The organism is Enterobacter chengduensis, from assembly GCF_001984825.2.
Taxonomy (GTDB): domain Bacteria; phylum Pseudomonadota; class Gammaproteobacteria; order Enterobacterales; family Enterobacteriaceae; genus Enterobacter; species Enterobacter chengduensis.
This window is the reverse complement of the sequence record NZ_CP043318.1, coordinates 2,392,589-2,411,848: the sequence shown is the minus strand read 5'-3', so window position 1 is coordinate 2,411,848 and position 19,260 is coordinate 2,392,589. Positions and strand designations below refer to the sequence as shown.

The following is a 19,260-nucleotide window of genomic DNA, read 5'->3' as shown; positions in this document are numbered from 1 at the left end:
GCAAAAGAGTGGGTTTTGTAGGCCGGGTAAGGCGCAGCCGCCACCCGGCTTTAACTTTCAGGATATCCTTAAGGCAAACTCGCCGGTCTTCTTCCAGGCTTATCCTTTTTATTCATCAGGATGCCCTCGTGAAACGTTTCTTTTTCTCCCTTTTCTCCAGCCCCGAGTCCCTGCTCCAGGTAATGAGCCAGCAGGAAATTATTGAAGCCGTTGAAGATGGCGATCGCATCATTATCGACCAGGACGGGAACGCCTCGGTGAACTACAAAAGCAACGAGGTGCGGCAGGATTTTCTGCGTCACGTCAACACGCTGAAGAGGGCCTGATATGGGAACGGCGATATTTATGGTGCTGATGGTGTGCGGGTACTGGTACACCAGTCGCGATCTGTCGACCCGCTTTAAAATCAAACGCTCCTTTGGCTGGGACGTTTATTTCCTTGTGGCGCTGTACGGCTGTATCTTCGTTCTGCAGGGCGTGATTGCTACGGGGCTGCTCTGGCTGCTTCTGCTTGTCCTTTCCGCCGCCAATAACGCCTTTCACTTTGCCTCACCGAAATACACCGACTGGCAAATCGACTTTATGAACTGGAGTTTTTTAGGCATTCAGGCGCCGGTGGTCGTGATGCTGGCGTTTGCCATTCTGTTTTGCCTGTACCGCTCTAACTGGGCGGGCAGCGCGAGGCTGGACGGCGAAAGCCGGAAAAAGCTCTACAAGCGTCTTGCCCAGTCGAGCGGAATTGAACAACTGCTGTACCAGTGCATGGAGCAAGGCGAGCTGGCGCAGGTGACGCTCCGGTCGAGGCGAATTTACGTCGGCATGATCCACACCGCGACGCTGGAATATGAAAAAACGGCCAATATCGTGCTGATCCCGATGTTGAGCGGGTACAGAGACGCGAAGACGATGAATATGCGCATCGAGAATAATTACAGCAGGTGGTATGCGGAGCATGACATCACGCTCGACTCCGAACCCCGCAGCGCCATGTCGTTCCGCAAGGTGATTTTGCTCAATCAGATTGAGAGCATTTCACTGTTCGATCCCGCCAGCGCCAGCGCGCTGTCGCTGGCACAGCGGGACGTGAAGGATCGTTGATACTAAAGCCGGGTGGCGCTGCGCTTACCCGGCCTACGATTCTGAGCCGTTTGTAGGCCCGTGCAGGCGCAGCGTCGATGGGGAAAACTCATTATTTGTACGTTGTCAGCAATCTGATACCCGTTTTTAATGGGCTTATTACTGCATCTGTATCCATGCCCATTTGTGCATGGATAATGGCGCCGTCAACCAACAACATGATTTGATTAACGATCTGCTCATCAGCTATGCCCATCAGCAGCGCAATGATTTTTCTGGTGTCGGATTTATGCTCGCGGCATATCTCTTTTATTTCGCTTTCAATCTCTTCGGATTTGGCTTCTGCGCTGGCATTAATAAACGCGCAGCCGTGGAACTCGGGCGAAATAAACCATTCGTAGAGCGTTGCAGAAATCGCATCAGCAGGTATTTCGCCCTCATCGAGATGTCGACGCAGCGTGGCCTCAAACCAGTTAATCCATATTTCATGTCGATAGTGTAAATAGGCGAGAATAAGTAAACTTTTGCTCGGAAAATGGCGATAAAACGTCACCTTCGTTACTTTCGCCTCTTTAATCAGCGTATCCACCCCCGTCGCCCTGAAGCCCGTGGAATAAAACAGATCGTGAGCGGTACGTAATATCTTATCCCTGACGCTGATTTTTGTTTCGTTGCTTGCGGGTTCTGTTTTCATTTTTTCGACGGCCTCAAAAAGGGTGTTGACAGCGTTATTTTTCAGGCATAGATTACAGCAAGTAGACAGATCTGTCTACATTAAATCACACTGAGGTTATCGCCATGAATACACGTCCTCCTTTACCGCCCTTCACCCGTGAAAGCGCCATCGAAAAAGTCAGGCTGGCAGAAGATGGCTGGAACAGTCGCGACCCGGCGAAAGTTGCGCTGGCCTATACGCTGGATACCCAGTGGCGTAACCGCGCAGAATTCGCCACCAACCGTGAGCAGGCGCAGGGCTTCCTGGAGCGAAAATGGAAAAAAGAGCTGGACTATCGCCTGATTAAAGAGCTCTGGGCATTTACGGATAACCGGATCGCGGTGCGCTATGCCTATGAATGGCATGATGATTCCGGCAACTGGTTCCGCTCTTACGGCAATGAAAACTGGGAGTTCGAACCGGACGGGTTGATGAAGCGTCGTTTTGCCTGCGTAAACGATATGCCGATAAAAGAATCCGAGCGCCTGTTCCACTGGCCGCTGGGCAGACGCCCGGACGATCACCCTTCGCTGAGCGACCTGGGGTTATAGGATTTTCGCATCGCTCCGGGGCGCCCCGGAGTGATGAGTTTACAGCGCGCCGAGTTGTTTCATCAGCGTCAGGTTATCCTCAATATGCCAGTTCGCCACAATTTTACCGTCATTAACTTCATAGATATCCGTGGCGATAAAGTCTATTTTCTGCCCCTTTCCTTTCAGCTTGCCAAATGTTCCTGTGAAGGTGCCGTGAAAATGTAAATGGGAGACCACGCGATTGCCTGAAATAATCATCTGCTCAACGTTGCAGCGTAAATCCGGCACGGCGGCACGAAACGCCCGAGAGGCTAAAATAGCGCCTTCGGGTCCTTGCTTACGACCTTCCGGAGGCGTTTTATCCACGAAATTTACCGCCAGGGCATCACGCGCCAGGGCTTCATTGCCCGTATTCCAGAACGAGGCATACTCTCTGGCAACGGCTTCATTCGCCTTTAATTGCGCCTGCGGCAGAGTCTTATCGACAATAAGCTGCTGCGGTTTCACCCACGCCGCCTGCGCCGAATAAGCGGTTGCCGACAGACCAATAAAAATAAGCGGCGTTAAGGCAAAACGAAAATAGGTCGAAGAGTTCATCATTTTTCTCTCAATCATTTATCAGGATAACGGCAGGGTGGGATAATCGGTATACCCCGTGGCATTGCCGCCAAACAGCGTGGCGGTGTCGCGCACCTGGGCCAGCGGCAGCTGGTGCGCCAGCCGGTGGGGTAAATCCGGGTTGGCAATAAACGGCCGTCCGAAGGCAATTAAATCGGCATAGCCGGCAGCAAGGATCTTTTCCGCTTTTTCAAGGTTATAGTTCCCCGCGACGATAAGGGTTCCGCTAAACGTCTCGCGTAGCGATTGACGGAAATGCTCAGGAATCTGCGGCGCGTCGTCCCAGTCGGCTTCCGCAAGGTGGATAAACGCCATCCCCTTTTGTTCGCACCAGGCCGCAAGCGCGAGTATGGCCTCAGAGACCTGCGGGTCGTTCATCCCGCGCTGGGTAATAAACGGCGAAAGACGGATGCCGGTACGTTCGTGGCCAATCGCCTCGGCAATCGCGCTTAACACTTCCTGCGCAAAGCGGATCCGGTTAGCCAGCGTGCCGCCGTATTCGTCCGTGCGTTTGTTGGAGGTTTGACGCAGAAACTGGTCGATCAGATAGCCGTTTCCGCCGTGGACCTCCACGCCGTCAAATCCGGCCTGAACGGCATTGAGTGCCGCCTGGCGATAGTCTGCGATGATGCTGTGGATATCCTTGCGCGAGAGCGTTCTCGGCTGCGGGCAGTCAACCATCTGGCCTTCCCCCTGTTCATTCACCACCCACACCTGCGCGTCCGGGGCCAGCGCTGACGGAGCGACGGGCAGACCGTCCTGATGAAAGCTGGCGTGCGACATTCGCCCCACGTGCCAGAGCTGAGAAAAAATGACGCCGCCCGCCTGATGCACGGCGCCTGTGGTGAGCTGCCATCCTGAAACCTGCTCCGGCGAATGGATGCCGGGCGTCCAGGAGTACCCCTGCCCCTGAGGCGAGATCTGCGTGGCTTCGGTGATGATTAACCCCGCGCTGGCCCGCTGCCGGTAATACTCCGCCATCAGCGCGGAGGGAATGTTGCCCGGCTGAAGGGAGCGCGCGCGGGTCATCGGCGCCATGACGATACGATTTTTCAGGTCCAGCGAACCCAGCCTGTAGCGTTCAAAGAGTGAAGCAGGTTTCATGTTTTCATCCCTTATGGTTTGGATGAAATCACTTTACAGTCGGCGTCCGTTTTTGATAATTACGCTAAAAGTAGATGCACTTTTCGGAAAAGATGAATAATGGGTAAACTCGAAGACATGGCATTACTGGTCGAAGTGGCCGAGGCCGGAGGTCTTTCCGCCGCCGGACGACGCCTGTCGCTTTCCCCTGCCACCATGACGGCCAGGCTAAAGGCGATTGAGGAGCGTTACCAGACGCGCCTGTTTCACCGCTCAACGCGATCCCTCACCCTGACCCGCGCCGGGGAAGAGTTTTACCACGCCGCGCTGCGCGTGCTGGAAGAGGTGCATCACGCCGAGTCGCTGCTGACGCAAAAAGAGGGCGTGCTCAGCGGCAACATTCGCCTTTCCGCGCCCTCGGACTTTGGCAGACAGTATCTCAGCCCCGCCGTCGTCGAATTTTCCCGCCGCCATCCTGAGGTTAAATTTTTCATTTCGCTAAGAGAACACGTGGAGGATCTGGTCGCTAACCGGCTGGATATGAGCGTGCGTTTCGGCAACCTGCCGGACAGCAGCCTTGTCGTTCGGAACATCCGCCCGAACCATCGGGTGCTGGTCGCCTCCGGGGCGTATCTTAACGGGCACGGCGTCCCCGCCACGTTTGCCGATTTAGCCCGGCACCGCTGCCTGGCGCTGGAATCGCAGGGGGTAGTGATGAATGAATGGCGTTTTGAACATGAGGGAGAGGAAAGCGTTATTCGCGTCGAACCCGCCATGGCGTGCGACGACGGGGCATTGCTTCGTCAGTGGGCGCTCGGCGGGGCTGGCATCGCGGGCAAATCGTGGTGGGACGTCAAAGACGACGTTGAGGCCGGAAGGCTGACGGTGCTGTTTGCCGACAGCTTCACCGGCTTTAGCCGCTACGATCGCAAAGATGTCGGTCTGCAGTTTGTATATCCGCAGCGCAAGCTGCAGCCGCTACAGGTCACGGCATTTAGCCAGTTTTTTCTCGACTGGCTTAAAAAACATTAACGGAAAAACAGTGATACACTTACTCCACCTGGCCGATTGTTCCATCTTCACGACACTCGATAAAACAAATAACCAAAGCACGAAATGGTCACTCGTCACCACCCGTCACGCTAAGCTTACATAATGACTAAAACTATGAACGCACCATCAATACGTGGTCCACTTGACCATTCTGTCAGAGAGCAGATCGTCGAAGCGGCTTTTGAGCACTTCGGTCACTACGGCTATGAAAAAACCACCGTCGCCGAGCTGGCTAAATCCATCGGTTTTTCAAAGTCCTACATCTATAAGTTCTTCGATTCCAAACAGGCCATCGGCGAGGTGATTTGCGCTAACCGCCTGGAGTTGATTATGTCTGCAGTGCTGTCCGCCATCGAGGGTGCGCCGACAGCAAGCGAAAAATTACGCCGTCTTTTCAAGGCGCTTACCGAGGCGGGAAGCGAGCTGTTTTTCCACGACCGTAAGCTGTACGACATTGCCGCCGTCGCCGCACGCGAGCAATGGCCGTCGACGGAACGCTATGCGGAAAGCCTGATGAAGCTGATTGAGAGCATCATTATCGAAGGCAGACAGGCCGGAGAGTTTGAACGAAAAACCCCGCTGGACGAGGTCACTCAGGCTATCCACATGGTGATGTGTCCTTTTATCAATCCCAACCAGCTGCAGTACAACCTCGAGATGGCCCCTGCTGCGGCGGTGCTGCTCTCTTCACTGATTTTAAGAAGCCTGGCCCCCTGATTTGTGACCATTGACATTTTTGGTCACTAGTCAGAGAATGCGGATACCGTCCTGTTACGTCAAAAAGGTTTCCCATGCTCAGGCTCACTTCAGCCCGCGTTGCCGTTTGTCTCCTGCCGTTCGCCCTGGCGGCGTGCGGCGACATTTCCGCGAGTGTCGATCCGCGCACAAAGCCACCGCTCGTCCGCTCCGCCTCCGTCGAGCTGGCGACCACGTCCGCCCGCGCCTTCACGGGCGTGGTGGTTGCCAGAACGCAAAGCGATTTAGGTTTCAGGGTTCAGGGTAAAATCCTTGAACGACTGGTCGAGACGGGGCAGACCGTCAAACAGGGTCAGCCCTTGCTGCGCCTGGATCCCGTTGACCTGAAACTGCAGGCGCAGGCGCAGCAGCGCGCGGTGGATGCGGCCCAGGCCAGGGCGAGAAAAGTGTCCAGCGATGAGGCGCGCTATCGCGGCCTTGTGGCGTCCGGCGCCGTGTCCGCCTCGGAGTATGACCAGATCAAAGCCGCGGCCGATACGGCCAGGGCCGATCTCAGCGCCGCCAGGGCGCAGGCCAGCGTGGCGCAAAACGCCACGGGCTATGCCGTACTGCTCGCGGATTCAGACGGCGTGGTGATGGAGACGCTCGCCGAGCCGGGTCAGGTCGTCAGCGCCGGGCAGGTGGTCATCAGGCTCGCCCGAGCGGGACAGCGTGAAGCGCTCGTGCAGCTTCCGGAAACGCTGCGCCCTGCCGTCGGCAGCGAAGCGCAGGCCACGCTTTATGGCAATGAAAAACACCCGGTTACCGCAACGCTGCGCCTGCTCTCTGACTCGGCCGATGCCACGACACGCACCTATGAAGCCCGCTACGTGCTGGATGGCCTGCTGGCGAACGCGCCGCTGGGGGCGACCGTCACGCTGAATATTCAGGACAATAAGGCGGAAGGCGAGATCATGCAGGTCCCGCTGGCGTCTCTTTATGATGCCGGAAAAGGTCCCGGCGTCTGGCGCATTTCCACCCGCCCGGCGAAGGTCGAATGGACGCCCGTCACGGTGCTGAGCGTGGGGGAAGACGCGGTGCAGGTCACGGGCGGCGTGAAGCCCGGGGAGAAGATTGTGGCGTTAGGCGCACATCTGCTGCACGAAGGTGAAGTCGTCAGGCTTGCAGAACAACGTAATGCCGCCATGACGGAGAACACGCCATGAGCGGAAACCGCTTCAACCTGTCGGCGCTGGCCGTTCGCGAACGTTCCATCACGCTGTTTCTGATCGTTCTGGTGACCCTCGCCGGAATCTACGCCTTCTTCGGGCTCGGGCGCGCGGAAGATCCGCCCTTCACGGTGAAGCAGATGACGGTGATAGCCGTCTGGCCGGGTGCGACCGCGCAGGAGATCCAGGATCAGGTCGCCGAACCGCTGGAAAAGCGCCTGCAGGAACTTAAATGGTATGACCGTACCGAAACCTATACCCGTCCCGGCATGGCGTTTATCACGCTGTCACTGCAGGACAAGACCCCGCCTGGAGAGGTGCAGGAGGAGTTCTATCAGGCGCGTAAGAAGCTTGGCGATGAATCTCAACGCCTTCCGACGGGCGTCATCGGCCCGATGATCAATGACGAATTCTCGGATGTCACCTTTGCCCTCTTTGCCCTGAAAGCGAAAGGCGAACCGCAGCGGCAGCTGGTACGTGACGCCGAAGGCCTGCGCCAGCAGCTTCTGCACGTCCCCGGCGTTAAGAAAGTGAACATTATCGGCGAACAGGCCGAGCGGATTTATATCTCATTCTCCCATGACCGTCTGGCGACGATAGGACTCTCGCCGCAGGATATTTTCAACGCCCTCAACAGCCAGAACGCGTTAACCGCGGCGGGCTCCATTGAGACGCGTGGCGCACAGATTTTTATCCGCATGGACGGCGCGTTCGATGAACTGCAGAAAATCCGCGATACGCCTTTTGTCGCGCAGGGCAAAACGGTCAGGCTGTCCGATGTGGCAACGGTGGAGCGCGGCTACGAAGATCCTCCGACAATGCTGATACGCAACCAGCATGAACCTGCCCTTCTGCTGGGCATCGTGATGCGCGAAGGCTGGAACGGCCTGGCGCTGGGGAAAGCGCTGGATGCGGAAGCGGCAAAAATTAATAATAGCCTGCCGCTTGGCATGACTCTGACCAAAGTCACCGACCAGTCCGTGAACATCCGCTCGTCGGTCGATGAATTTATGGTCAAATTCTTCGTCGCCCTGCTGGTGGTCATGGTGGTTTGTTTTCTCAGCATGGGCTGGCGCGTGGGGGTGGTCGTCGCGGCGGCGGTACCGCTGACGCTGGCGGTCGTCTTCGTGGTGATGGAAGCTGCGGGAATCAACTTTGACCGCGTGACGCTAGGCTCCCTGATCCTCGCCCTCGGCCTGCTGGTTGACGATGCCATCATCGCCATCGAAATGATGGTGGTTAAAATGGAGGAAGGTTACGACAGAATCAAAGCCTCGGCCTTCGCCTGGAGCCATACCGCCGCGCCGATGCTGGCCGGGACGCTGGTGACGGCCATTGGCTTTATGCCGAATGGTTTTGCCCAGTCGACCGCCGGGGAATACACCAGCAATATGTTCTGGATTGTCGGTCTCGCCCTGATTGCCTCATGGTTTGTCGCGGTGGTGCTCACGCCGTATCTTGGGGTGAAAATCCTGCCCGCGATCCCCAAGGTAGAAGGCGGTCATGCCGCCATCTACAACACGCCTCGCTATAACCGCTTTCGCCAGCTGCTTGGCCGCGCTATCGCCGGAAAATGGCGGGTGGCCGGGGCGGTTGTCGCCATTTTCATTCTGGCCGTGCTCGGCATGGGGCTGGTCAAAAAACAGTTCTTCCCGACCTCCGATCGCCCGGAAGTGCTCGTTGAGGTACAGATGCCCTACGGCACCTCGATTGAGCAAACCAGCGCCGCCACGGCAAAAATAGAGGCGTGGCTGGGCCAGCAGCCTGAAGCCAAAATCGTCACGGCCTATGTTGGCCAGGGTTCGCCCCGCTTTTATCTGGCGATGGCGCCCGAGCTGCCCGACCCGTCTTTTGCGAAAATCGTGATCCTGACGGACGGCGAGACGTCGCGCGAGGCGCTCAAGCGCCGGCTGAGAGGCGCCGTTGCCAACGGCCTTGCGCCCGAAGCGCGCGTGCGGGTGACGCAGCTGGTGTTTGGCCCTTACTCGCCCTTCCCGGTTGCCTGGCGCGTGACGGGTCCGGATGTCGAACAGGTGCATAACATCGCCGATCGGGTGAGAGCCGTGCTTCAGGCAAGCCCGATGATGCGAACCGTCAACACCGACTGGGGGTCACGCGTTCCCGTCCTGCATTTCACCCTCGATCAAAACCGCCTGCAGGCGACCGGCTTAACCTCCAGCGCCGTTGCCCAGCAGCTTCAGTTCCTGCTGTCAGGCGTGCCCGTCACCGCCGTGCGGGAAGATATTCGCTCGGTGGAGGTGATGGCGCGCGCGGCGGGTGATATCCGTCTTGACCCGGCAAAAATCGAAGGCTTTACCCTGGTCGGCAGTGCGGGACAGCGCGTACCGCTGTCGCAAATTGGCAAGATTGAAATCGGTATGGAAGATCCGATCCTGCGCCGCCGCGATCGCACCCCGACCATTACCGTGCGGGGCGATATCGCCGACAATCTTCAGCCACCGGACGTGTCGGTCGCCATCATGAAGCCGCTTCAGCCGATAGTTGATACGCTCCCGGCCGGGTACCGTATCGACATGGCGGGTTCGATTGAGGAATCGGGCAAGGCCACGCAGGCAATGCTGCCGCTGTTCCCGATCATGATTGCCCTGACGCTGCTGATCATCATTCTGCAGGTGCGCTCAATCTCGGCAATGGTCATGGTGTTCTTAACCGCCCCTTTGGGGCTGATAGGCGTGGTGCCCGTGCTGTTGATTTTCAATCAGCCGTTTGGCATCAACGCGCTGGTTGGCTTGATTGCCCTTTCAGGCATTCTCATGCGCAACACGCTGATCCTGATCGGCCAAATCGATCATAACCAGAAGGACGGTCTCGACCCGTTCCAGGCGGTAGTGGAAGCGACGGTCCAGCGCGCCCGCCCGGTGTTACTGACCGCCATGGCCGCGGTGCTGGCGTTCATTCCGCTAACGCATTCGGTATTCTGGGGCACGCTGGCCTACACGCTGATCGGCGGAACGCTGGGCGGGACGATCGTCACGCTTGTCTTCCTGCCCGCGATGTATGCCATCTGGTTCCGGATCCGCCCTGCGGAACAGCGCGTGCAGCGTCCTGCAGAAAACGTGTAAACTACTATCAGTAAATAACAGAACCGAGGAAAGCATGGTTGTTAAGCGCTTAAGAAAAGAGGACCGCCGCGTGCAGCTGCTGGAGGTGGCGCGCGGAATCGTTCGCCAGCAAGGCACCGAGGCGCTGACGCTTGGCTATCTCGCCGAGCGGGCCAACGTGACCAAGCCTATCCCCTACGATCACTTCGGCGATCGTGAGGGGTTACTGATGGCGCTGTACCAGGACTATAGCGATCGGCAGCTGGCGAAATTCCGCGAGACGCTGGCGGTCGACGGCAAAACGCTGGAGAAGACGATTCGCTTTTTCAGCGCCGCCTATATCGACTGCGTCATTACCGCCGGGCCGGAAACCGGGCCCATTGCGGCGGCGCTGTCCGGCTCCCGCGCGCTGCAGACGTTTCGTGAGGCATGCGTGGCCGAATGTGCCGACTGCCTGCGCACCGCGCTTTCTCCCTTCGTCGTGCTGAAAGGCGTACAGGGAGAAGCGGTGCTGACGGCCATCATTGGCGCGGCGGACGCGCTCAGCACCGCCGCGGGTAACGGCGTGCTCGCCCGTAACGTGGCGGAAAATACGCTCAGCGGCGCCATGACCGGCGTGCTGGAGACCTACGTAAATAGCACAAAATGATCGTCGGGGGCGGATTGACACCTAAGTTACCAATAGTAATATAGGCGTCAATTCACCCCCATTCGAGGTCGCTATGTCTGCTATACATGCCATTAATAACGCACTGATCGTGACGGCTCACCCTGTCGACAATTCGTTGTCCCATTCGCTGGCCGCCCGCATTGCCGGGAAGCTGCGTGAACAGGGTACGCAGGTGGAGATGGCCGATCTGCATGCCGAAGGGTTTAATCCGGCCATGTCTCGCGCCGATCTTGATTTGTATCACGGCGATCCGAGCGCCCTTCCCGACGATATTCTGCGCGAGCAGCAGCGCGTCGAGCGGGCGGATATGCTGGTGTTTGTCTTCCCCATTTACTGGTGGTCGGTACCCGCGCTGCTGAAAGGCTGGTTCGATCGCGTATTAACCCTGAACTGGGCGTACAGGGTGGCCGACGACGGCCGGATTGTGGGCAATTTGCGCGACGTTCCCGTCCGCCTGATTGCCACCGCCGGAACCGATACCGGCGGATTCGACAAACACGGCTATTCAACGGCGATTCAGACCCAGATTATTGAAGGGGTATTTGGCTTCTGCGGGTTGAAGAACGTTAAGCTCGACATTCTTTTCCAGGCAGACACGACGACGTCTGCCCAGGTTGAGGATTTCCTGCAGGGGCTTGAGAGCACAATTACAGGGTAAAACCGCCGTCACCCACTTGCGCCCGGGCGTACCATTGCATCAGCTCCGCGGTGCCGGGCGCGTTTTCAGCCGGTGACCACGGGGCGGTGTCCTGCTCGGGCACGGGCTGGTAGCCGCCGTGTTTCACCTCAAAAATGACGCCGCCTTTATCCAGCGACAGCACGGCATGCCAGGTTCCGGCATCCATCTCCAGCACCTTGCACTCTTCGCCCAGCACCACGCGCCGGGTCACGGTACCGCTCTCATCAAAATTCAGCACCAGAAAGCGGCCGCTCAGCGCGGTCAGCAGTTCAAACGTGTGCGGGTGGCGATGGGGACGAACGTAGGTGCCGGGCTCCATCGCGATGGCCAGGCGCTGCACCGGGTCGCTCAGCTCAGGATGTAAATTGCGATGCGCACGTAAGCGAGGAGAATTTGCGGCCTGCTCGCTTTGCTGCTGCAGGTCACTGAACGTAATTTGTTTCATATACACCTTTATGAATGAGGTCAGTTGGCGGCAACCCGATTGCCGCAGGACGTTATACCATTCTGGACGGTCAATGAGCTAATCCTGTATGGCGCGGTTACGTCACTCGATGTTTTATTTCTCGTAGTGAAGATTATCTCGCCGCATAAATTTAGCGCCCATGCAAATGTACACCGCCGGGCGAAAGATACCAGAATTGAGAGTCGTATTTCAGCGGGTCGTAAGATAGATTCAGGGTAATTTCACGTTATACAGGAGGGGATATGTCGCAGACGCTACCGGGAATTGATGTCTTGTTTGTCGCCGGCTTCGGTCCTGTTTCGCGGGATACCGCGTCCAGCACCGCGTTTTATATCCAGACACTCGGCCTTCCGCTCAAGCCGATGGAGGGGAATAGCGACTATCTGCTCGCTGAAGAGGGCCAGCTGAAAGGCGTGAAGCACTTCGCCGCCTGGCCTCTCGAGCAGGCGGCAATGTCCTGCTTCGGAGAAGCACGCTGGCCCGCAGAGCACCCGATACCGCAGGGATGGGTTGAGTACGAGGTTCAGGATCTGGGCTCGGCCACCCGCATTCTGAGCGAAAAAGGCTATCGGTTGCTGGTGGCAAACCGTACGGAACCGTGGGGGCAAACCGTCACCCGCCTGCTCAGCCCGGAGGGGCTGCTGACGGGATTAACGAATACGCCGTGGCTTCGGGGCTAGCGCGGGTTTGATACCGAGGATTCAACACCGATAAGCCCCGTTTTAAACAATTGTTCTGATGTCAGAGCCCAAAGAGTTAACAAGGAATGACAGAAATGAGGAAATATTTAGCGCTGCTGGGGATGATTATCCTCGCGGGGTGTACAAGTGCGCCAAACTTGCCGCCCACTGAAACAATTATCGCCGTTAAGCCTATTGAATCCGGCATTATTGCCAGCTCAGCTAAACACAGCTACCGTTTTTTCCGCAGCGGCGTGCCCCAGGAGTATCAGCGTTATAAGACATTTTATGAACGTTTTCATCAACAGGCTTCCGGCGTGCGGGTTAATTTTGTTGTGGAACAACATGAAGTCACGGCGGAGTACCTTGTTGTGATTGATAAACGCAAACTGGATCCCCGGCAGCATACCGAACTGGTCAACGAGTATCAGGCGTTGCAGATTGATAACGATCGCCTCGGTGTGTTGTTTAAGGCTGCAGGGTTTTGGTCTTCATCGGATGCCTCAGAAATGGCCGCGCCTTATAGGTTAGAACAGCCCGTGGTGGTATCAATCAATGATAAGACTCAAACGCTGAGTACCCTGGGAACCGTCGCCCTGATCCCATTAGTACCATTATTCCCACTGTACATGATGTACGGATGCGCCACCGGGCCCTGTATTTAAGGTCAGGTAAGCGCCGTTTTGTGGCGTAAAAAAGAGCCGGGAGAATTTATCTAAAGCTCCATTGTGCCGTTATAACAAATACGGAGGGTATTATCAGGCCGACATCCATCCCAAAATAGGACGTGAAATTATATTGAAAGCCGTGATAGATGTAAGGGGAGAACCCAATGCCCGTGACTTTTTTAAAGTCATGGTATGAGCCATGGTCACCGCAATCGTCAAAAGTATCGAAGAAAAACTCACCCACATATCCATATATGCCTTTAAAAACCCAACCGTTATCCCACCCCGCCCAATCCCTTCTTACGCCGGCCGCCAGGCATCTGTCATTAAAGCTATTTTTCATGGTGCCTAATACAAAACTATATTGCGAATCATCGGAGAACTTCCTCTCCACGGATATAAATTTATTCTCAAAGTTCTCCGTGTATTGGCCGTGGTTGTGAGTGAGATGATAAACGTATGAGCCCGTGTTTAGTGAGTAAAGATTAATTTCATCTGCAGAGCACGGGAGTGCGATCAGATATAAACTTCCGCACCAAAGCCATGCGGGGTATGTTTTCCGATCTGCCTGCTTATGTAGCGTATTACCCATCTTCACTCACTTTGGCAAACGTATTGAAATGATGGCAGCTTATTACAGTGCAAATTTTAGCATACTTTACGGGTACCATGCGGTCATAGCCTTAACCCGCTTTTAGCATTCGTCGCAGGTCCTGATCCAGATATTCATCTACGGCACTCACATCAATTCCGCCAGCCTTATACCAGACGTGGAGTTCTTTAACCGCAAGCGTTCCAAACCTCACCCAGCCTATGAGGTTCGTTCTCAGGAGGAACTGAATCATTTCTCCTCCTGAACGCAGCGCCGCATCTCCTGCATCCATCAAGCACAAGGTTCCATGCGCCACCAGCAACATTCGTCGTAGCTCGGGGTTAGTTGCGGAAGGAATACACTCCCCCCATGCCTTCTTGTGGTAGCAACGTTGCTTTACTGTCCAGGTTATCCGCACAAGCAGCTCGGTAGTCAGGACGGGGATCGCCATCGCTAATCCATGCCGTAAGTCATATCCTTTCTCAAAAACCTGTACAGCGACAGTCGCAAAAGACTGGCGATGCTGGCCAAATTCACCCACGTTAATAAACTGAAGTAACGAAAAGAAAGGGATAGGAATGCCAGAGCCTCTCCCTGCAGCACCGGAGGAACCCGCCATATCAGAGAAAAGGTGGCCAATCCAGTTGACGAAACCGCTGAACACCTTAGAGACAAAATTATTCCCTTTGAGCTCAAACGTTTCGGTATCTACGGCGATCAGTTTTCCGTCTGACACAAAATGTGCAGTGCTGGTAAATTGGTCAAGAATCGAGAAAAATAATCCGACCAGGTCCGGGGAGTGAGCGAGACTTTTGATATGGTGATTCTTCGTGTTCATCCTGAACAGACCGTCAACATCTCCGCCATGCCGATGGTCATAGTTGACCTTAAATTTTCTCTCCAGAAAACCAATAGCGCTTTTTGTTGGATCGCTCCCTTCCGAACCGCCTTTCCATCCAAAGGCTGAGGCGAATTTCTCAACGGCGCCGTCCACCGCATTATCTGCAAACTGTGTCAGCTTTCCTTCACCGGGCATGCCTACCAGAAAAATATCGATAAGCCCGCCAATAACGCCGCAGGTGCCAGCGATCGTGTAATCATATTTGTCGCAGCGAGCGGTCTTTAAGGTAAAGTCATCCTGAATGCGTTTTTCCAGAGCAATTCTCTGGCTTGTGGACATCAGAGAGCTAAACGGATCGACCATGACGTCAATATTGTGCTGATGGGCATAGTGCGTGACGGACTGGGAATAGGTTTCCCAGTCCGTATCGTGAGAAAACGCGATGGTTTCTATCATCGACAGTTTACGGATACTGGACGATGACGGGGTCAAATCGGATTCAAGGTAATCGTTAAATTCGCTGGAAAGCGCTGGATTAGAATGCGCATCAAAGGTGATACCTGCGTGTTCCAGTACATCATCCATGGCCAGAATCATTTCATCTAAGGCTGCATCGGCATCAGTTTGCAAAGCGTTAAGCGCTTCCAGAGCGGCATCAAGGTCAGCCAGTTGACTCTCGCTTTGATCAAGCTGGTGCTTCTGCACCAGCAAGGCCGATACCTGAGTATCCGTTTTTTTCATTATGAGAACAGTCCGGTCAGCTTACCTTTGATTACGTCCCCTGCTCTGAAATAGCCAATGCCTTCGAAGATGGCGGCAAGTTTTTCTAATTGCTGAGTGGATGCGTCCTCTTTAATCTTGCGTTTTTTCACTTCAACACGCTTACCCTCGTGTTGCTCTTCAACAATACATTCTTCATAGAATGAAAGCACAATATCATAGAATTGTTTTTTGATCGGTTCTCGAGTCAGCGAACTAAGTTTGGCCTCGTCAAGATAGACAGGACACTTAAGTTTAAGTGCACTATTCTGCATTTTATTTGATTTCTTGTTCAGTTCATCCGCCGCACCGGTCAATGCGCTCATCATCTTCTGGAGTTTTTGAATTTTTTCTCCCTGGCGATTATGCGCGTCCAGGGCGTCATTAAATTTTCCAGAGATATAATTCAGATCGTTAATTAGCGCGGACAGCGTGGACTGCGTTTGCTTAATGACTTCATTGAGCATAAGCTCCCGGCGCTTGGTTTTATCCAGCTCGTTGGCCCCGGTAAGGTGACGAATCCCTTTATAGGCCCCCACACCCAACAGCACCGCAACGCCAATACCCGTTGCCATACTTGAAAACCCCAGCACGCCGCCGAGCCCAAGCGTTGCGAGGCCTGAAGTGATGCCCGCGGCGGACATACCAATGACAGAGCCAGAGAGATAGACGGCAGCAAGCGGCACACCCACCGCCCCGGCTTTTGCCGTCAGCTCTTTCATGCTGCGTTTCAGCGCATCGTCTGAGAAATCTTCGCGCAACATCTTAACGTCTTGCTGTATAACCATCACTGCGAGTTCAATTTCGTCGTCAGTTACGCCCAGTAAAGGTTGCACCTGTTGAAGAAATGGAAAGTTTTTATATTCACCGTCATTAACGCTCATGAAAATGCTAATCAGGTCTTTAGCAAGAGAGATTTTTATTGACTTGTTATGGCTTGGTACGCATTCACGATCAACGATCGCAATGAGTTCTTCAACCGGTACCAGACTGGATTCTGCACCGATATAGCTCCGTAGCGTAAAGCGAGATTCGGTCGTTAGCTCCAGTCGGGTCATCAACAAGAGAATTTCAGCAAATTCTTTTTTATCAACCTGACCGTCATCTGAGAACGCCATGTTGACGATGATTTTGACATAAGCCACCTTGAGCGCTTCTGGCATTTCGGCCAGGGTGATGAGCTGGTCTTCTTCTTTGAACTCATCAAAGTCACTGATGGCATGCTTAAGGATATCGCTGAGGGTCTTATAGTTGCACTCCATCAAACTTTTAAGGGGTTTTACCTCGCCGCTTTTTAGTCTGAGGGAAACAGACTCCGTTCGCTTTTCCTTGCCTTTGTCATTTACCGTGACGTCTTCTTTATATTCTACTGCTTCAATATTGTTGTAGTACACCTCATAAGGACTTTCAAAGGCTTCTTTTATAACGAGTTTTTCACCGGTAAACACGATGCCATCTTTTGCACTACCAAATACCGTATTATCATAAATCGCCAGCACGGCATTCAAATTATCTGCAACATTGAATGATTTAGCGACGTTATTTAGTTTTTTTTCAGGAATGCCGGGCGCAACAAAAATATTCTTACTGACTGAAGGTAAATTTTCCTTAAGGAAGGTATTAACGTTATTCACAACTTTCTCCTTGTTCGCGGCAGCAGGTCGGAAAACAATCGACCGAGTCTCTTTGCAAAGTGTGATTATATCCAGCGGAGTGTCACATTTTGTCATTGGCGCATGGGTATATGCGTAAAAATATAAAGAGGAGTATGCCATCCGGGCAAGGAGATCATTCAATAAATACTCAAAGGTAGAGGGTGCTATTCTACCGTTTGAGTGCTTCAGCCATTTCCCCCGCCATTTTCTCTGGAGTGTAGTTAATCCGAGTTCATCTTTTTATGGCTACGTCCCCTTGATTAAGGATAGCGTTGCACCGCCCCTTTGAACTCACCGCGAAGCGGATCTTCCCCCCTACACCGCCGACTTCGGCCGTAAATTCTCATCAAACGTCAGCCGCTTGCGGTCAGGCTCAGCCTCGCGCAGCGGCTCGACCTGATGCATCGTCAGCTTGCAGCGCTCCACCAGCACCTGATACTCGCGCGTGCCCTGCTGCTTCCAGGCCAGCTCCTGCTCGCTCAGCTCGCGGATCGCTTTGGCCGGGCTGCCGATGATCAAATGGTTGGCGGGCATCTCCGCTTTCGCCTTCACGAACGCCGCCGCGCCGACGATGCTGTTTTCACCGATCACCGCGCCGTCCATCACCACCGCGTTCATGCCCACCAGCGCGTTGCGGCGGATAATGCAGCCGTGGAGAATGGCGCTGTGGCCGATGTGCCCGTCCTCTTCCACCACCGTATCCTGCTCCGGGAAGCCGTGCATGACGCAGTTATCCTGAATGTTGGCACCGTCTTTCACCACAATGCGTCCAAAATCGCCGCGCAGGCTGGCGTTAGGGCCGACATAAACGCCTTTGCCCAGAATCACGTCGCCAATCAGCACCGCCGTCGGGTGAACGTAGCTCTCGTCCGGCACCACCGGCGTCAGGCCGTCAATTTGATAAACAGGCATCTTCCCTCCTTATGCGCTCGTAAGACCGCCAAAGCGTTGATAGTAGAGCGTGCCGGGCACGGGCAGTTCGCCCACGGAGGTTTCGCCCTTCTCGCTGACAAACGCCAGCGCCCCCGGCGCGACACGCTGATAGATGTTAATGCAGAGCTGCCGGGCGCTTTGTCCCGCCCAGTGCGCGGGCAGCAGTTCTTCCGGCAGCAGCGGGTCCTTCAGCACCACGCGACGATAAAAATGAATCAGCAGGAGCTGGATCTGAAAACAGCGTTCCGGCGTCAGCTCCTCCGGCGCGGCCTCTTTCAGCAGCGGCAGCAGCGGCCGGAACGAGGTGATAAACGACTCGTACATCGCGTTTTGCTCGGTCAGCTGCCAGCACTCTTCTACGCGTGAGCGCAGCGCGGCGCGGGAGAGCGCCAGCGGCGAGTGGGCTTCAAAAAAAATCACGTTCTCCGCCACGCCCGCATCATGCAGTAGCGATTGTACGTCGGCCAGATGCTGCGACGGCGAAGCCATCAGGCTCGGTGCCAGCGTGCCAAACCCCTGCCAGATCAGCTGCTTTTTAACGTCGGCAAGGGTGGTTTTGTCCAGCCCCTCGGAGAGCAGCAGCAGCCATTTGCCGTCCCAGGCGGGCAGCTCGGCGCGGTAGATCTTATTCTCCGCGCGACGCGTCAGGCGCAGCCCTTTGTCGCTCAGGCGGTAAAAGCTGCGGCGCCCGATGCGCGAGACGTCCAGCCAGCCCTCTTTGTTGAGGCGAAACAGCGCGGTGCGCACGAAGCGCTCGCCAAACCCCATGCCTTCCAGCAGGGCTGCGAGGCTGCCGAGCCAAATCTCACCGCCGCGATGGGAAAGCGCGTCACCGTACAGCGAGGAGATAAGCGACGTACCGCTAACGGGAACCGAGCTGACCGCGTGCTGAATAAAGGCATCGAGTTTGTTCATGTGATTCATTCTGTTGTTTTTTTTTGGTCTGGATGAATCATAGCATAGGATTCTGGGGTTTCCCCCTCCCCCTAACCCTCTCCCTTAAAGCTGGGGAATCCCCAGTCATTTTTTTACCTGAAGCGACGTATCTAGCATCAGGATTATGAATGCCTTACAGCAATCACCTGGTCCGGCTGTAAATCGCCGAAGCGTTTCCTGCTGGCCGGGGCGAGGCGCATGGATGCGCCGAGAGGGCGGGCTTTACAGGGACGTTACCTCCGCCCGTCCCCGATAAGCCGGAAGGAATTAGCCGAAGGCACCGCGAAGCGGCGATTTACCGCCGGGAGCCCCGGTCGCCAGGGTGGTGGCGATTGA

Annotated in this window: 20 protein-coding genes; 11 read left to right on the top strand and 9 right to left on the bottom strand. The window is 55.3% G+C overall.

Annotation, left to right across the window (positions count from 1 at the left end; translation table 11 throughout):
• Positions 1-128 precede the first annotated feature (128 nt).
• Positions 129-326, top strand: coding sequence for a hypothetical protein (locus tag FY206_RS11860; protein WP_032639280.1), 198 nt, complete (start codon positions 129-131; stop codon positions 324-326).
• Position 327: 1 nt separating this feature from the next.
• On the top strand, positions 328-1,098 hold the full coding sequence (locus FY206_RS11855; protein WP_032640353.1) for a hypothetical protein: 771 nt from the start codon (positions 328-330) through the stop codon (positions 1,096-1,098).
• 91 nt (positions 1,099-1,189) lie between these two features.
• Here the strand turns inward: FY206_RS11855 and FY206_RS11850 are convergent, their stop codons facing one another.
• Positions 1,190-1,771, bottom strand: coding sequence for a TetR/AcrR family transcriptional regulator (locus FY206_RS11850; RefSeq protein WP_032640355.1), 582 nt, complete (start codon positions 1,769-1,771; stop codon positions 1,190-1,192).
• Positions 1,772-1,875: 104 nt separating this feature from the next.
• On the opposite strand from FY206_RS11850, the gene FY206_RS11845 reads away from it, so the two are divergent.
• Positions 1,876-2,343, top strand: coding sequence for a nuclear transport factor 2 family protein (locus tag FY206_RS11845; RefSeq protein WP_032640358.1), 468 nt, complete (start codon positions 1,876-1,878; stop codon positions 2,341-2,343).
• A gap of 39 nt (positions 2,344-2,382) precedes the next feature.
• Here the strand turns inward: FY206_RS11845 and FY206_RS11840 are convergent, their stop codons facing one another.
• Both FY206_RS11840 and FY206_RS11835 read right to left on the bottom strand, forming a co-directional pair.
• A complete protein-coding gene (locus FY206_RS11840; RefSeq protein WP_032642580.1) occupies positions 2,383-2,922 on the bottom strand; it encodes an ester cyclase in 540 nt (179 codons plus the stop codon).
• A gap of 21 nt (positions 2,923-2,943) precedes the next feature.
• The gene (locus tag FY206_RS11835; protein ID WP_032640360.1) at positions 2,944-4,047 is read right to left on the bottom strand and encodes an alkene reductase; all 1,104 of its coding nucleotides are present in this window, start codon (positions 4,045-4,047) and stop codon (positions 2,944-2,946) included.
• 99 nt (positions 4,048-4,146) lie between these two features.
• On the opposite strand from FY206_RS11835, the gene FY206_RS11830 reads away from it, so the two are divergent.
• From FY206_RS11830 to FY206_RS11805, 6 genes are all read left to right on the top strand, one after another.
• Complete coding sequence (locus FY206_RS11830; protein ID WP_032640362.1) at positions 4,147-5,058, top strand: LysR family transcriptional regulator; 912 nt, start codon at positions 4,147-4,149, stop codon at positions 5,056-5,058.
• A gap of 123 nt (positions 5,059-5,181) precedes the next feature.
• Positions 5,182-5,796 (top strand): TetR/AcrR family transcriptional regulator, encoded by a 615-nt coding sequence (locus tag FY206_RS11825; RefSeq protein ID WP_032640364.1) that lies wholly within the window; start codon positions 5,182-5,184, stop codon positions 5,794-5,796.
• Between the two features lie 74 nt (positions 5,797-5,870).
• Entirely contained in the window at positions 5,871-6,980 is a 1,110-nt protein-coding gene (locus FY206_RS11820; RefSeq protein WP_032640366.1) for an efflux RND transporter periplasmic adaptor subunit, read from the top strand.
• Positions 6,977-10,066 (top strand): efflux RND transporter permease subunit, encoded by a 3,090-nt coding sequence (locus tag FY206_RS11815; protein WP_077064340.1) that lies wholly within the window; start codon positions 6,977-6,979, stop codon positions 10,064-10,066. The genes FY206_RS11820 and FY206_RS11815 overlap by 4 nt, the downstream gene beginning before the upstream one ends.
• Before the next feature lie 34 nt (positions 10,067-10,100).
• Positions 10,101-10,694: a TetR/AcrR family transcriptional regulator gene (locus tag FY206_RS11810; RefSeq protein WP_032640370.1), complete on the top strand. Its 594-nt coding sequence runs from the start codon at positions 10,101-10,103 to the stop codon at positions 10,692-10,694.
• Between the two features lie 73 nt (positions 10,695-10,767).
• A complete protein-coding gene (locus FY206_RS11805; protein ID WP_032640371.1) occupies positions 10,768-11,373 on the top strand; it encodes an NAD(P)H-dependent oxidoreductase in 606 nt (201 codons plus the stop codon).
• Here the strand turns inward: FY206_RS11805 and FY206_RS11800 are convergent.
• Positions 11,363-11,839, bottom strand: coding sequence for a WbuC family cupin fold metalloprotein (locus FY206_RS11800; RefSeq protein ID WP_032640373.1), 477 nt, complete (start codon positions 11,837-11,839; stop codon positions 11,363-11,365). The genes FY206_RS11805 and FY206_RS11800 overlap by 11 nt on opposite strands.
• A gap of 263 nt (positions 11,840-12,102) precedes the next feature.
• Between FY206_RS11800 and FY206_RS11795 the strand changes: the two genes are divergently transcribed.
• Entirely contained in the window at positions 12,103-12,540 is a 438-nt protein-coding gene (locus tag FY206_RS11795; RefSeq protein ID WP_032640375.1) for a VOC family protein, read from the top strand.
• Positions 12,541-12,635: 95 nt separating this feature from the next.
• Positions 12,636-13,205 carry a hypothetical protein gene (locus FY206_RS11790; RefSeq protein ID WP_032640377.1) on the top strand — a complete coding sequence of 190 codons (570 nt, stop codon included), beginning with the start codon at positions 12,636-12,638 and terminating at the stop codon, positions 13,203-13,205.
• A 46-nt stretch (positions 13,206-13,251) separates the two neighbouring features.
• On the opposite strand, the gene FY206_RS11785 is transcribed toward FY206_RS11790, so the two are convergent.
• The 5 genes from FY206_RS11785 to paaX form a co-directional block, all read right to left on the bottom strand.
• The gene (locus FY206_RS11785; protein WP_100249866.1) at positions 13,252-13,800 is read right to left on the bottom strand and encodes a hypothetical protein; all 549 of its coding nucleotides are present in this window, start codon (positions 13,798-13,800) and stop codon (positions 13,252-13,254) included.
• 91 nt (positions 13,801-13,891) lie between these two features.
• The gene (locus tag FY206_RS11780; protein WP_032640379.1) at positions 13,892-15,382 is read right to left on the bottom strand and encodes a hypothetical protein; all 1,491 of its coding nucleotides are present in this window, start codon (positions 15,380-15,382) and stop codon (positions 13,892-13,894) included.
• On the bottom strand, positions 15,382-17,034 hold the full coding sequence (locus tag FY206_RS11775) for a hypothetical protein (protein ID WP_045890296.1): 1,653 nt from the start codon (positions 17,032-17,034) through the stop codon (positions 15,382-15,384). Before FY206_RS11775 ends, FY206_RS11780 begins: the two co-directional genes overlap by 1 nt.
• Positions 17,035-17,370: 336 nt before the next feature.
• Positions 17,371-17,967, bottom strand: coding sequence for a phenylacetic acid degradation protein PaaY (paaY, locus tag FY206_RS11770; protein ID WP_032640383.1), 597 nt, complete (start codon positions 17,965-17,967; stop codon positions 17,371-17,373).
• A gap of 9 nt (positions 17,968-17,976) precedes the next feature.
• Positions 17,977-18,912: a phenylacetic acid degradation operon negative regulatory protein PaaX gene (gene paaX / locus FY206_RS11765; protein WP_032640385.1), complete on the bottom strand. Its 936-nt coding sequence runs from the start codon at positions 18,910-18,912 to the stop codon at positions 17,977-17,979.
• Positions 18,913-19,260 lie beyond the last annotated feature (348 nt).